Source organism: Lentzea terrae (assembly GCF_003265345.1).
GTDB lineage: Bacteria > Actinomycetota > Actinomycetes > Mycobacteriales > Pseudonocardiaceae > Lentzea > Lentzea terrae.
In genome coordinates, this window is the sequence record NZ_QFWW01000059.1 from 60,291 (window position 1) to 74,534 (window position 14,244).

At 68.4% G+C, this 14,244-nt stretch carries 9 protein-coding genes; 4 read left to right on the forward strand and 5 right to left on the reverse strand.

Going from position 1 to position 14,244, the window contains the following annotated elements; genetic code table 11:
• Positions 1–39 precede the first annotated feature (39 nt).
• Together DI276_RS48695 and DI276_RS48700 are read left to right on the forward strand one after the other, a co-directional pair.
• On the forward strand, positions 40–2,277 hold the full coding sequence (locus DI276_RS48695; RefSeq protein WP_112277163.1) for a glycosyl hydrolase family 95 catalytic domain-containing protein: 2,238 nt from the start codon (positions 40–42) through the stop codon (positions 2,275–2,277).
• Positions 2,278–2,337: 60 nt separating this feature from the next.
• Positions 2,338–3,687: a pyridoxal phosphate-dependent decarboxylase family protein gene (locus DI276_RS48700; protein WP_112277164.1), complete on the forward strand. Its 1,350-nt coding sequence runs from the start codon at positions 2,338–2,340 to the stop codon at positions 3,685–3,687.
• 83 nt (positions 3,688–3,770) lie between these two features.
• Here DI276_RS48700 and DI276_RS48705 read toward each other — a convergent pair whose 3' ends face one another.
• The gene (locus DI276_RS48705; RefSeq protein ID WP_109641700.1) at positions 3,771–4,346 is read right to left on the reverse strand and encodes a MarR family winged helix-turn-helix transcriptional regulator; all 576 of its coding nucleotides are present in this window, start codon (positions 4,344–4,346) and stop codon (positions 3,771–3,773) included.
• A gap of 317 nt (positions 4,347–4,663) precedes the next feature.
• On the opposite strand from DI276_RS48705, the gene DI276_RS48710 reads away from it, so the two are divergent.
• Positions 4,664–5,998 (forward strand): glutamine synthetase family protein, encoded by a 1,335-nt coding sequence (locus tag DI276_RS48710; protein ID WP_232837446.1) that lies wholly within the window; start codon positions 4,664–4,666, stop codon positions 5,996–5,998.
• 10 nt (positions 5,999–6,008) lie between these two features.
• Positions 6,009–8,498 (forward strand): DEAD/DEAH box helicase, encoded by a 2,490-nt coding sequence (locus DI276_RS48715; RefSeq protein WP_112277166.1) that lies wholly within the window; start codon positions 6,009–6,011, stop codon positions 8,496–8,498.
• A gap of 2 nt (positions 8,499–8,500) precedes the next feature.
• On the opposite strand, the gene DI276_RS48720 is transcribed toward DI276_RS48715, so the two are convergent.
• From DI276_RS48720 to DI276_RS48735, 4 genes are all read right to left on the reverse strand, one after another.
• Positions 8,501–8,770 (reverse strand): hypothetical protein, encoded by a 270-nt coding sequence (locus DI276_RS48720; protein ID WP_112277167.1) that lies wholly within the window; start codon positions 8,768–8,770, stop codon positions 8,501–8,503.
• A 353-nt stretch (positions 8,771–9,123) separates the two neighbouring features.
• Positions 9,124–9,870: a PIG-L deacetylase family protein gene (locus DI276_RS48725; protein ID WP_112277168.1), complete on the reverse strand. Its 747-nt coding sequence runs from the start codon at positions 9,868–9,870 to the stop codon at positions 9,124–9,126.
• A 7-nt stretch (positions 9,871–9,877) separates the two neighbouring features.
• On the reverse strand, positions 9,878–10,627 hold the full coding sequence (locus DI276_RS48730; protein WP_112277169.1) for a maleylpyruvate isomerase family mycothiol-dependent enzyme: 750 nt from the start codon (positions 10,625–10,627) through the stop codon (positions 9,878–9,880).
• Positions 10,628–10,636: 9 nt separating this feature from the next.
• Complete coding sequence (locus DI276_RS48735; protein ID WP_112277170.1) at positions 10,637–14,203, reverse strand: cytochrome P450; 3,567 nt, start codon at positions 14,201–14,203, stop codon at positions 10,637–10,639.
• Between the last annotated feature and the right edge of the window lie 41 nt (positions 14,204–14,244).

The following is a 14,244-nucleotide window of genomic DNA, read 5'->3' on the forward strand; positions in this document are numbered from 1 at the left end:
GATCCCTTCCGCCGCCGCCACGGCCTGGAGGGACGAACAGTGACAGAGCTGTCGCGTAGAACCTTTCTGTACGGGACAGGTGCGGCCGTGGGCGCGTCCGCACTGGGTGTGGGCACAGCGGTTGCGCAACCGGAAACATCGGGTCACGGCGTCCACAAGGACGTTGTGCGCGACGCCCGGATGGAGTGGAAGCGGCTGCCGAAGAACTGGGGCGACAGCCCGTTCCTGGCCAACGGCTTCCTGGGCGTGCAGATCTACGCCGGGCGCACGCCGAACGAGCTGAAGCTCATGCTCAGCCACTCCGAGGTGCAGGACCAGCGCGAGCACTGGGAGGCCGCGATCGGCCTGTCCAGGCTGCCGATCGGGTACCTGACGCTCCAGTTCGCCGGCGCGATCACCGCGGTCGACTGGACGCTGGACCTGTGGAACGCCGAGCTCACCGGCACGGTGACCACCACACAAGGCAGCGCCAGCTTCACGATGCTCGTGCACAACGCGCGCAGCACGTTCCTCGCGAAGGTGAAGGGCGACGTGACGTGGGGCTTCCAGCCGCTGGAGTCGTCGACGACCCGCCAGATCCGCAGGCCAACGGACTACACGGCCAACCCCGCACCAACGCTGGACACGGCCAACGGCGTCTCGTACGCCGCCCAACCGCTGCACGCCGGCGGTGGCTACACAACGGCCTGGCACACCCGTGACGGCCGGTTCGCGGCGCACGTCGGGTACACACACCCTGCGGACACGCACACGTCCGACGCGATCCGCGAGGTGCGTCAGGCGTTGTCGATCCCGTTCGAGATCTTGACGCTGCAGCATCGCCGCTGGTGGAACGCCTACTACGCGAAGTCGCTGGTGTCCGTGCCGGACAAGCTCGTGCAACGCTTCTACTGGGCGCAGCTCTACAAGATGGCCGCCGCCACCCGTGCCGACGCGCCGGTCATCTCCGAGTGGGGCCCGTGGTTCCCCGAGCAGGGCAACAGCTGGACGGCCGTGTGGTGGAACCTCAACGTCCAGATCTCGTATCCGCTGGTCAACGGCTCGAACCACCACGAGCTCGACGCCGTGACGACCACGTTGAAGCGGTTCGAGCACCACCTCGAGCTGAACGTGAACCCGGCCTACCGCGACGGCAACTCGTACGCGATCTGCCACCCCGGCGACCGCACGCTGCGCTCCGGCCCGCGCTACTGCGGCGTTCCCGGCGTGGCGCCGAATGACCACACGGGCAATCTTCTGTGGGCCTGCCACAACGTGTGGCTGGGCTACCGGCACACGATGGACAAGAAGATCCTGTCCGACGTCCTGTTCCCGATCCTGACCAAGGCGGTCAACTACTACGCGCGGTTCCTCGTCGAAGGCGCCGACGGCAAGCTGCACCTGCCGGAGACGCGCTCACCGGAGTATGCGAACGCCACGGACACGACGTACGACCTCTCGCTGATCCGGTGGGGTGTGCGCACGTTGCTCTCCATCGAGGAGAACGCGCGCTGGCGGGACGTGTTGAACCGGCTCGTGCCCTACCACCAGGGTCCGAACGGCGTGCTGATCGGTCGCGACGTGTCGCTCAACGACTCGCACCGCCACTTCTCGCACATGCTCTGGTTCTACCCGTTGCGCGAACTGACGTGGGACATGCCGGAGCACCGGGACCTGATCAACCGCACGTTCGACCACTGGGTCTCCCGCCAACAACTCTGGGCCGGCTACAGCTACGGCGCCGCCTCCGCCATGGCCTCCGCCATGGGCCGCCCGGAGGAGGCGCTGTCGTTCCTCCGCTACTTCCTGGACCGCAAGCAGGTCGGCTCGAACGCCGTGCTGACCGAGAACACCTTCTACCGCGAGGGCGGCAACCTCGCCATCGAGTCGCCGCTGATGTCCGGCCAGGCCGTGCTGGAGATGATGGTCCAGTCGCACAACAACGTCGTGCGCGTCTTCCCGTCCGTTTCCTCCACGTGGGCCGACGCGTCCATCTCGTCGTTGCGAACTCAAGGCGCGTTCCTGGTCGACGCCTCGCGTTCGGGCGGCCGCACCGAGTGGGTCCAGGTCCACTCGGAGGCGGGCTCTCCGTTGCTCCTGGAGCACGGCATCACCGGCGACATCGACGTCCGGGACTCGCGCGGCCGCCGCTTGGACTACAAGCCTCGCGGCTCGGCCATCGAAATCCCACTACGCCGAGGTCAGACGGCCATCGTCTCCCGCCGCGGCACCCGTCCGAACGTCTCACCACGCGATGTGGCCGCCAACGGCTCGTCTTCGCGCTGGGGTCTGCCGTAACGTACAAATTCGAACATTCAGCCAAAGTTCAACTGTTTCGGCGGACGGGTGGGGTGTGCGGTGGACCTTCAGCACTGGCTCAACGAGGCGCTGGCCAACCACGAGAAGTGGACCGCGGAGTACGGCGCCTACACACCCCACTCGTCCCTGCAGGTCGACCCGTCTCTCTTCTCCTCGGCGCTGACCGAGCTGCAGGACCGCCTGCGCGACAACTACCCGTTCTTCCACCCGCGCTACGCGGGCCAGATGCTCAAGCCGCCACACCCGGCGGCCGTGGTCGGGTACCTGTCGGCGATGCTGATCAACCCGAACAACCACGCCCTGGACGGCGGCCCCGCGACCGCGGCGATGGAGCGCGAGGTCGTCTCCGGTCTGGCGGACATGTTCGGCTACGGCGACGAACACCTCGGCCACCTCACGTCCAGCGGCACGATCGCGAACCTGGAGGCGCTGTTCGTCGCGCGCTCCCTGCATCCGGGCCGTGGTGTCGCGTACTCCTCCGAGGCGCACTACACGCACTCACGCATGTGCGGCGTACTCGGCATCGAGGGTTTCCCCGTACCCGTGGACGGCCGCGGCCGCATGGACCTGGACGCTCTAGAAGAGCTCCTGCGCACCGGCAAAGTCGGCACAGTGGTGGTGACGCCCGGTACCACCGCGTTGGGCGCCATCGAACCGGTGCACCTGGTGCTGGACCTCGCACGCCGCTACGACGCACGGGTGCACGTAGACGCCGCCTACGGAGGGTTCTTCGCTCTTCTCGCGGGCACAGACCTGGCTCCTGAGCCGTGGGAGGCCATCGGCTCGTGCGACTCCGTGGTGGTAGACCCGCACAAGCACGGCCTACAGCCCTATGGCTGCGGCGCAGTCCTGTTCCGCGACCCGTCCGTGGGCCGCTTCTACCTGCACGACTCCCCCTACACGTACTTCACGTCCGACGAACTGCACCTGGGCGAGATCAGCCTGGAGTGCTCCCGCGCCGGAGCAGCCGCCGCCGGACTCTGGCTGACCCTCAGGCTGCTGCCGTTGACCCGCGACGGGCTGGGCGAGGTACTCGCAGCCGGACGGCGGGCGGCCGTGCGGTGGGCGTCGATCATCCGGGAGTCGTCCGAACTGGAGCTCTACCAGGAGCCCGAGCTGGACATCGTGACGTACTTCCCGCGGACCACCCCGCTGACGCTGTCCGCTGTGGACGCCGCCTCGCACCGGGTCATGGAGACCGGCATGAACGCCGCCGTCGACCCGGTCTTCCTGAGCGTGGCACGGGCGTCGAAGTCGGCGTTCGCCGCCAGGCACCCCGAGGTGGAGGCCGATGTGGACGGCGCGCGGGTGCTGCGCAGCGTGCTGATGAAGCCGGAGTCCGAGGACTACCTGGACACGCTGCACGCGCGGGTGCTCAGCCTGCTCTGAAACGGGACAACGCCGAAATGGGCGACTCACCGACGGGGCGGTGATTCCCCGACCAGGCAAGTCGCCCACCACGGGCAAGAACGTCAGCCGTGCTTGGCCCGGCGACCGGACCGACGCGGAGGCAACGGCGTGTCCCCGCGCAGATCCAACCGGCGCTGCTCTCCGTTGGCCTCGAGGTGCGTCACCATCCGGCGCAGCATCTCAGCCAGCGACTGAGCCTCGGAGGACTCCAGCGGGTCGGAGACGAAGACCTCTTCCTCGTTGAACTTGGGGAAGAGGTCGCCCATCAGTTCTTCACCCTCAGGGGTGAGCCGCAGAACCGCCAGCCGACCGTCAGTGGGGTGCCCGAGGCGCTCCAACAGCCCCCGCGACTGCAGCGTCTTGGCGACGCCCGTCAGGGTGCCCTTGGAGATGCCGGCCTCCTCGGCCACGTAGCGCGTCTCCATCTCGCCCCAGATCCACACGACCCAGAGCACGACGAAGCCGGTCCAGGTCAGATCGCTGGTGCGCAGCACCGAGTTCTCGAGGTGCTGGCGGATCGCGGTGGCGGCGCGGTGGATGTTCGACACCGCCGCCATCTGCTCGCGATGCAGCGGCACCGCACCGAGCTTCGCCTGGACGGCTTTCTCGGTCTCGGCAATCGTGTGGTGACCAGACAACTCAAAGTCTCCCGTGCTCGAGCTCAGGGTGTTCCCGGCACAATACTTGCGGTTCCGAACTATGTCTGTGTTGTGGCGCGAGTCGGTCCGCACGCGGTTTGATCACGATCCCACATCGTGCATGATCTCGTGACGGTCGTCACCCGTCCAGTTACGGACTGTTGCCCCGTGGTGGACGATGAGTGTGGAGCACCCACTGAGACCGATCATGGTCTTTACTCCACGGACGGGTCGATAGCGTTTGCCCCTCAACGTTATCCCCTCCGCGCCAGCGACACACTGTGCCGGAAAGGTAGTTCGACGTGGTCGGTGAACAGGTGACACGGGAACTCGCGTCGCGGCTCGGCGAAGACGGGATCGACGTGGTGCGCGTCGTCTTCCCCGACCTGCTCGGCACCGACCGGGGGCGTGACGTCCTCGTGGAGCATCTACCTGCGGTTACGCAGCGCGGGCTGTCGTTCTGCCGGGCCGTTTACAGCACCACGCCCGGCGGCAAGACCACCGAGAACGGGGGTGTGCTCGACGCCGGGCTGCCCGACGTGATCGTGGTTCCCGACCTCGACACGTTGCTCCCGATTCCGTGGGAGCCGGGCGTCGCGTGGTGCATCGGCGACGCGGTGAGCCCGGCTGACGAAAGACCTGTCGACGAATCGCCGCGGCAGGTGCTGCGCCGGGCGCTGGAGATATTCGAGACGACGGGACTGTCGCCGGTGGTCGGTCCCGAGTTGGAATATTTTCTCTGCGAACCCGACGAAGATCGCCCGAACGGGTGGCGGCCCTACTGCGATGAGCCGGGCAACGTGTATGCGACCGGACGAAGGGGCGACTCAGACGGTCATCTGTTGAGAACTCTTCGGACGCTCAGCTCCGCCGGTCTGCAAACCACGGGCGGCAACCACGAGTACGCGGGCGGTCAGTTCGAAATCAACCTCGTCCATTCGCCCGCCATGGACGCGGCCGATCGCGCGTTCCGGTTCAAGACGAGCGTCAAGGAGCTCGCGCGCCGAGAGGGCCGGCTCGCCACGTTCATGGCCAAGCCGTTCAACGACGGCGGCGGCAGCGGGTTCCACCTGCACCTGTCGTGCCACGAGAAGGACGGGCGCAACGCGTTCCAGGCCCCCGCGACCTCGCACGGCCTCTCAGACGAGGCGCGCTGGGCCATCGGCGGCATCCTCAAGCACGCCCCGGCACTGGCGGCGCTGCTCAACCCGACGGTCAACTCCTACAAGCGGTTCGGGCCGGACTCGCTCGCGCCGTGGTTGATCGACTGGGGGCTCGACAACCGCAGCGCGATGCTCCGGGTGCCGGCCGAACGAGGCGAGACGACCCGGCTGGAGCTGCGGCTCGGTGACGCGAGCGCCAACCCCTACCTCGGCATCGCCGGCCTCATCGCGGCCACCTACCTGGGCATTCGCGACCGGATCGAGCCGCCGCGGCCGTCCGCCGGATACGGGTACGACCCGTCGAAGGCGCCGACGCTGCCCGCGACGCTGCCCGACGCGCTCGCCTATCTGGAGGAGGACACGGCGATGGTCGAGGTGCTGGGCAAGGACTTCGTGCGGTCCTATGTGGACTTCAAGTGGGAGGAGGTGGCCCGGTTCCAGCGGTACGTGACCGACTGGGAGTTCACCGAGTACGCGTACCACCTATAGTTCACCTGCGATGACTGCACTTACGGACCGGCTCACCTCGATCGCCGACGAAGACGAACTGTTCGACGCCTTCTCCCACTGGGCGGGTGAGCGCGGCCTGGCCCTGTACCCGGCGCAGGAGGAGGCGGTCATCGAGCTCGTCTCCGGGGCCAACGTCATCCTCAGCACGCCCACGGGGTCCGGCAAGAGCCTGGTGGCCATCGGTGCCCACCTCGTCGCGATGGCGGGCAACCAGCGCAGCTTCTACACGGCGCCGATCAAGGCGCTGGTCTCGGAGAAGTTCTTCGCGCTGTGCGAGGTGTTCGGGCCGGAGAACGTCGGCATGATGACCGGCGACGCCAGCGTCAACGACCAGGCGCCCATCATCTGCTGCACGGCGGAGATCCTCGCGAACATCGCGCTGCGCGACGGGGCGACGGCCGACGTCGGCCAGGTCGTGATGGACGAGTTCCACTTCTACTCCGAGCCCGACCGCGGCTGGGCGTGGCAGGTGCCGCTGATCGAGCTGCCGCAGGCGCAGTTCCTGCTGATGTCGGCGACGCTCGGCGACGTCACGTTCTTCGAGAAGGACCTGACCAGGCGCACCGGCCGCCCCACTGCGGTGGTCCGCTCGGCGCAGCGCCCGGTGCCGTTGAACTTCCAGTACGTCTCCACGCCGTTGCACGAGACGATCGAGGACCTGCTGCACGGCCGTGAGGCGCCGATCTACGTCGTGCACTTCACCCAGGCCGCCGCACTCGAACGCGCGCAGTCGCTGATGAGCATCAACGTCTGCTCGAAGCAGGAGAAGGAGGCGATCGCCCAGACGATCGGCAACTTCCGCTTCAGCGCCGGGTTCGGCAAGACGCTGTCGCGGCTGGTGCGGCACGGCATCGGCGTGCACCACGCCGGCATGCTGCCCAAGTACCGCCGGCTGGTGGAGCAACTGGCGCAGGCCGGTCTCTTGAAAGTCATCTGCGGCACGGACACGCTGGGCGTCGGCATCAACGTCCCGATCCGCACGGTCGTCTTCACGGCGCTGTCGAAGTACGACGGCACCCGCACCCGGATCCTGAAGGCCCGCGAGTTCCACCAGATCGCCGGACGGGCGGGCCGCGCGGGCTACGACACCGTGGGCACGGTCGTCGTACAGGCGCCGGAACACGAGGTCGAGAACCTCAAGGCGCTCGCCAAGGCGGGCGACGACCCGAAGAAGCGCCGCAAGGTCGTCCGCAAGAAGGCTCCGGACGGCTTCGTGTCGTGGAGCGAGACGACGTTCGAACGGCTCGTCGGCGCCGAACCGGAGCCGTTGACGTCGTCGTTCCAGGTCTCGCACGCGATGCTGCTGAACGTGATCGGCCGCCCGACCGGCGGGGCCTTCGCGGCGATGCGGCACCTGCTCGAGGACAACCACGAGGACCGCGCCAAGCAGCTCAAGCACATCCGCCGCGCGCTGGCGATGTACCGGGCGCTCGTCGCGGCGGGCGTGGTCGAGCGCGACGGCGACGACTTCCGCCTGACCGTCGACCTGCAGTTCAACTTCGCGCTGAACCAGCCGCTGTCGCCGTTCGCGCTGGCCGCGATCGAACTGCTGGACCGCGAGGCGCCCGGCTACCCGCTGGACGTGCTGTCGGTGATCGAGTCCACTTTGGACGACCCGCGGCAGATCCTGGGCGCCCAGGAGCACAAGGCGCGCGGCGAGGCGATCGGCGCGATGAAGGCCGACGGCATCGAGTACGACCAGCGGATGGAACTGCTGGAGGAGGTCACGTACCCGAAGCCGCTCGCCGAGCTGCTCGACGCCGCGTTCCTGACCTACCGCCGCGGCCACCCGTGGGTCGGCGACTACTCGTTGTCCCCCAAGGCCGTCGTGCGCGACATGTTCGAGCGCGCGATGACGTTCACGGAGTACGTGTCGTTCTACGGCCTCGCGCGCTCCGAGGGGCTGGTTCTGCGGTACCTGGCCGACGCCTACAAGGCGCTGTCGCAGACGGTGCCGGAAGAGGCGAAGACCGAGGAGCTCAACGACCTGATCTCGTGGCTCGGCGAGCTGGTGCGCCAGGTCGACTCGTCGCTGATCGACGAGTGGGAGAAGCTCACCAACCCGGACGCGCCCGACGCTCCCGAGGTCCGGGTCGACCTGCCGCCCGCCGTCACGAGCAACGTCCGCGCGTTCCGCGTGCTGGTCCGCAACGCGCTGTTCCGCCGCGTCGAGCTGGCCGCGAAACGGGACTGGTACTCGCTGGGCGAGCTCGACCACGAGTCGGGCTGGACCGCCAAGGAGTGGATGGACGCCCTCGAGCCGTACTTCGAGGAGCACTCCGACATCGGCGCGGGCCCCAACGCGCGCGGCCCGGCGTTCCTGATCATCAACGTCGAGCGCGAGCGCTGGGTGTGCCGGCAGATCTTCGAGGACCCGGCCGGCGACAAGGACTGGGGCTTCAACGCGGAGATCGACCTGATGGCGTCGGACGAGCTGGGCGAGGCAGCCGTGACCATCACGGACGTCGGCCGCCTGTAGCTTCAGCTGATCGTCCACCGGTCGATCAGCCGCTGCGCCTCGGCAGGGCTGATCGGCAGGTACTCGTCGTCGGACTTGCCGCGGTTGATGTCGTCCAGCACGAAGGAACCTGTCCACTCACCGTTGTGGCAGACCCGTTCCCGGTAGGTGCCACCGGCCTCGGTCCGGACGAGCTGATGAGCGTTCGCCAGGTCGAGCGCGGTGACGTCGTCCGGGAAGACCGCGAACGGCAGGTCGCGCGTGTCGTTGCCGGACAGCACGTGGTAGCACACTGAAGAGCTGCCGCGGGTGGAAGCACGACCTGGGCCACAAGGTGAAGTACTTGGGCCCGCCACGGCCGCGCTGCCGTTCGGCTCGCACGCCGATCTCGATCGCGGCTCGCGGGTCCTTGGCGCATCACCGCGGTCACGTTGATCAGTTCGTCGCTGCGGTAGCTCGTGGAGAACACCGCGAGGCACGGCAAACCCGCCCGGGCTCAGGCCGGGCGCGAAGGCTGGACTCGACGCCCTGATGTGCCCGGACGAGAGCACGCGGAACCGGGCCGCCGTCCTCGATCACGAAGCACCTCACCGCATCCCCCCAGATGATCGGCTGAAGTCAACTCGTACCACGAGCTCTGGCCCGGTCAGAAGTCGAACGGCGCCTGCAGGTCGTGGGCGCGGAACAGGACGGCGTGCTCGACGCCCATGGCCTCGCCGCTCATCGCGGCGAACTTCGGGATGAACTCCGCGGGGGCGGGGTGGTCCGGCAGCGCGGCCAGGTAGGCGGCGTGCGCCTCGAGCGAGGCGACGCCGCGGCGCAGCGGCTCGCCCGTGACCTCCACGCCGTGCGTCGCGGAGCCGGGGAGCCCCGGGACGATGTACCAGCGCGCGGAGTGTGGTTCGAGGCCCTCGTCGTCGACCTGCTCCGGGAAGACCCACCGGTTGCCCGCGTCCCGGATCGCGTCGAGCGTCGCGAGCCCGGCCGCGCGGTGGTCGGCCTGGTCGAAGCCGTACGGCGTCTCGATCTCGTAGCCGGTGCCGAGCACGACGTCGGGCTTGAACCGGCGGATCTCGCGGCAGATGTCCCGGCGCAGGTCCAGGCCGTAGACGAGCACGCCGTCCGGATGTTCGAGCACGGTCAGGTGCTGGACGCCGACGACGGCACAGGCGGCCTGCTGCTCGGCGACGCGCAGGCGGGCCGTCTCCTCCGGTGGGTTCGGCATGCCGGCTTCGCCGCGGGTGAGCAGGAGATAGCCGACCTCGATGCCGCGGGCGGTCCAGCGCGCCACGGCCGCGGACGTGCCGTACTCCATGTCGTCGGGATGCGCGACGACGCAGAGCACGCGCTGGAAGGACTCCTCGGGAAGGGCGGGCAGTGTCATGCCCGCCATCCTCTCGCTACTCCGGTTCCCAGGCGATGAGTTGATCGAACACCTGACGGTCGCCGTCGAGCTTCAGGCCTTCCCCCGTGTTGCGGGCGTAGAACCACAGCACGAAATCGCTGGCCGTGCCTCGCGCGGACGCGTCGGCCACACCGTCGACGTGGCCGATCTGTGCGCCGTCGGCCGACAGCCGGAAGCGCCACGAAGGGCCCTCGCTGACGTGGTAGTCGACGGTCGCGGGCGCGTGCGGCCAGGGGCTGGTCGTGGCGACGCAGGTGTGCAGGAACTCGTCGACGCCGTCGAGCGCGATCTCCTCCGGCAGCGGCTGCGGGTCGCCGACGGTCAGCTGGGCGTCGTAGGTGTGGACCGCGAGCTCCTGGAGTTGGTGGCGCGCAACGGCTCCGGCGTTCTGCGGCGCCTGCGAGCCGCCCCACCACGTCCAGCACGCGCCGTCCGGACCGGCCTCCCGCAGGGCGGTCAGCAGCAGATCAGTCGCCTTGGCCAGCCAGTCCACGAGAACTTCCGGGTCCTGAGGCGCCGTGGGGAGCTCGATCGCAGGCCTGGCCGTGGTCGGCCCTGCGGCGACGATGCCGGCCCACCGGTGGCGTCCCTCACCGATGTGCCTGGCCAGGTCGAACAGCGTCCACTCGGGGCAACTCGGCACCTGCGCACCGAGGCTCGGAGCCGAGGAGATTACCTGGCGGAAGGCGGTGGACCGTTCGTCGATCAGACGCAGCAGATCGGGGAACCCCAGAGCGTTGTGCACAGCGGGTGTCTACCACTGGTCGATCAGCAGGTGTAGCGATTTAAGGCCGCGCAACGCGGGGTCGGGCCGGAACTCCGGTTTTCCGGCTTGTGGGTCCAGGCGCAGGTGCGGGAACTGTTGGGCGAGCATCGGGAACAGCACCTGGCCTTCGAGCCGGCCCAGGAACGCGCCGATGCAGTAGTGGATGCCCGCGCCGAACGTCAGGTGCGTGACGGCCGACTCCCTGGTGAGGTCGAGGGTGTCCGGGTCGGTGTACCTGGCAGGGTCGCGGTTGGCCGCGCCGAGCACCGGGAACAGCAGCTCCCCCGCCCGGATCCGCCGGCCGCCGACCTCCATGTCCTCGCTCGCCAGTTGCGGGGTGATGATCGGCGCGGGCGAGTCGTAGCGCAGCAGCTCCTCGGCCGCCGTCACCGCGAGCGGCCAGGAGCGCAGGAGCTCGTACTGGGCAGGGTTGCGCAGCAGGGCGAGCACGCCGTTGCCGAGGTAGTTCGCCGTGGTCTCCAGGCCCGCGTTGATCAGCGAGATGATGTTGACGATCAGCTCGTCGTCGCTGTCCCACTCGCCGCGCTCGCCGAACAGGTCGGCGTCGGAAACCTTGAGCTGCTCGGAGATCAGGTCGTCGCACGGACGTTGCCGACGACTGGCCATGAGCTCGCGCAGGTACGCCATGAGCAAGTCCATCGCGGCCGACGAGGTGTGCGCGACCGCGATGGGGTCCGCGCCGTACTGGCCCTCCCCCAGCGTTTTCATGACGTCGGTGCCCCACTGCGTGAGCTGCTGCTGGTCTTCTCGTGGCACACCAACGAGATCCATGACCACGCGGGCGGGGAACGGATAGGCGACCTCGGCCAGGAAGTCGCCGCCGGTGAAGCCGTCGAGCAGCTCGCGACAGGTCTTCTCGACCACCGTTCGGCGTTGCTCCATCGCGCGCGGGGTGAAGCTGCGGTTCATCAGCTTGCGCAGCCGGGTGTGCGACGGCCGGTTGCTGAAGGGCAGCGACGAGTCCAGGCGCCGGATGAACGGGTTCATCTGCTCCAGAACGTCTTGGGGCAACCGGGCCATGAGCGTCGCGGTGGACGGGCGGACGACGGTCGTGCGGCGAAGCACGTCCGTGACGTCGGCGTGCCTCGTGAGCACCCAGCCGTCGAGCGCGTCGTCGTAGTAGACCGGCGCGAGGTCACGCAACAGCGCGTAGAACGGGTACGGGTCCGCGAGGAAGTCCGGGTGCATCGGGTTGATGTGGATGGACGACTCGACGTGCGCGGCGGGTGGCGGTGGAGGCGGCGGCACCTGCGCGATGGCGGTGCGCACGGCGTCGGCCAACGTCGTGAGTGCGGGCGGGACGAGCATGTTGAAGTGGTCGCCGGGGACGTTGACGACGGTGAGCTCGCTGGTGGCGACGCGCTCCCAGCCGTTGGCGGGCGAGTCGAAGAACAGCTCGACGTGCCGATCGTCCTTGAGCACCTGGGGAAAGCCGCCGTCGGCCTTGATCAGCGTGACGGCGAGATCAGAGGGTTTTGGCTCGTACCGCACGAGCGCCTCGACCTGGGCCTGGTAGACGCCCATGATCGTGGCGATGTGCTCCTCGACCGGCCGCGTCCCGGACGCCCCGAGGAACTTGCCGAGCTGCTCGCGTTGTTCCTTCGGCGTCAACGACTGGTCGACGCGCCGCCGCGGTGCGCCGTCGTCCTGGAACGCGTGCTGCCGGATCGTCCACAGCTCCTCGATGACCGCGCGCTCGTCCCACGGCGGCTCCGACTGCCCCGGCACGGCGGGATACGCGTCGATCATGATGACCCGCGCGACCTCGTCACCGCCCCGCCGCAGTTGCCGGCCGACCTCGTACGCGACGATGCCGCCGAATGAGTGCCCGCCGACGACGTACGGCCCGTACGGCTGGATCTGCTTGATCTCCTCGATGTACCGGCTCGCCAGCTCTTCGACGTCGTCGACGGGTTCCTCGCTGCCGTCGAAGCCCGGCCCCTGCAGCCCGTAGAACGGTTGCCCCTGCCCGACCGCGCGGGCCAGCGGCAGCAGGTAGTACGCCGCCCCGACCGCGCCGCCGATGCAGAAGAACGGCCGCGGCGTGGTGAGCGCAAGCGCGAGCGGGGAGCTCGTTGGTGGAACATCTTGGCGTGCAAGGTGTGCTGCCACTGCGTCCACTGTGGGCAGTTCGAGGAACAACGTGTGCGGCACCCGGAACCCGAGCCAGTCCGACAGCTCGCTCTGCAGGGTCGCGACCGACAGCGACTCCAGGCCGAACGAAGTGAGCGGTGCCGACGGTGCGATCGCTTGCTCCGGCACGTGCAGCTCGGCCGCGATGTGCTTGATCAGCCACTCGCGGATCGTCTGCGCGGTCGTGACCGTGCGGCTCGTTGGTGCGTGAAAGTGTTTGGCGACCAGGTCTTCCGCGTACGCGATGGTGCACTCGACCAGTTCGAACGCGGGCAGGCTGCCGACGTGGAACGTGTTCAGCTCACCTTGCATTGCCTCGACGCGATCCAGCACGCCTTCTTGCAGGTCCTCGGATCCGAAGTGCGGCAGGAACTTCCAGTCCTTTCGCACGTATGTCGCCTTGGTCTCGCCGCCCAGCGTGCGCACGTCATCGGTGAACCCGTCGTCGTCCGCCCCGTAGGCGTAGCACGCGTAGACGTCGCTGTCCTCGTAGCGGTGGTGGAACGACACCACCTTCTTCGGCTGTGCAACAAGCGAGAACGCCTCGCGCGGCAACCCGTCCGCCGCGCACATCATGGTGCGGTAGTCGAGGTACCGGACCCGTTGAGCGATGTCGCGCTCCTCCGGCGTCGCGTCGAGCGCAGGGACCTGGTCGATCGGCACGGTCAGCACGAGCGCGTCGGCTTCGAGCCACTCTTCTGCGGTCTTGACCCGCACCCCTGCTCCGCCGTGGCGCACGATCTGCTCGATCTCGACGTTCAGGCGCACGTCGAGGTCCTGCGCGACCTTCTGCCAGAGCGTGCCGAAGCCACCCTTGATCGTGAAGCTGCCCGCGTGGCCGAGCAGGTCGCGGGCGCTGGACAGCAGGCCGGTCATCTCCGCGTACTTCAGGAAGTACAGGGCGGGGATCTCGTCGAGGCTGCCGTACCCGGCGGCCGTGTAGCCGGTGCCGAACGACTCGGCCATCGCTTCCAGACCGTGCTCCTGCAGCCATTGCTGTGTTGGCGTGGCGAGGGCTTTCGCCGAGTGCGCGAGGCCGGGGTCGCCGAGGCGCGGGAACTCGGCGTCACGAATCCTGGTGTAGCGCTGGAAGTTCTCGTAGGTGAAGAACGCCGAGCTCTGCGGCCGTGACTCGCCGGTCGCGGCGTCGAAGATCCGGTGCGGCGTGGTGGGTTCGGTGTCGAGGCCGAGTTCCGTGGCCAGTGCGGCGAGTCGCCGGTACTGGGTGGTGCAGACGTGGCCGCCCAGGTCGAACGCGTGGCCGTCGATGTCTGTCGAGGCGCACTTGCCGCCGACGTCGCTGCCGCGTTCGAGGACGATGGGGCGGTGGCCGGCTCGGTGGAGAGCGCGGGCCGTGGTGAGGCCGCTGACGCCCGCGCCGATGACGATGACGGTCTTCATGTCAGACCCGCTCACTAAGCTTGAAATTGGGGGTACCCGGC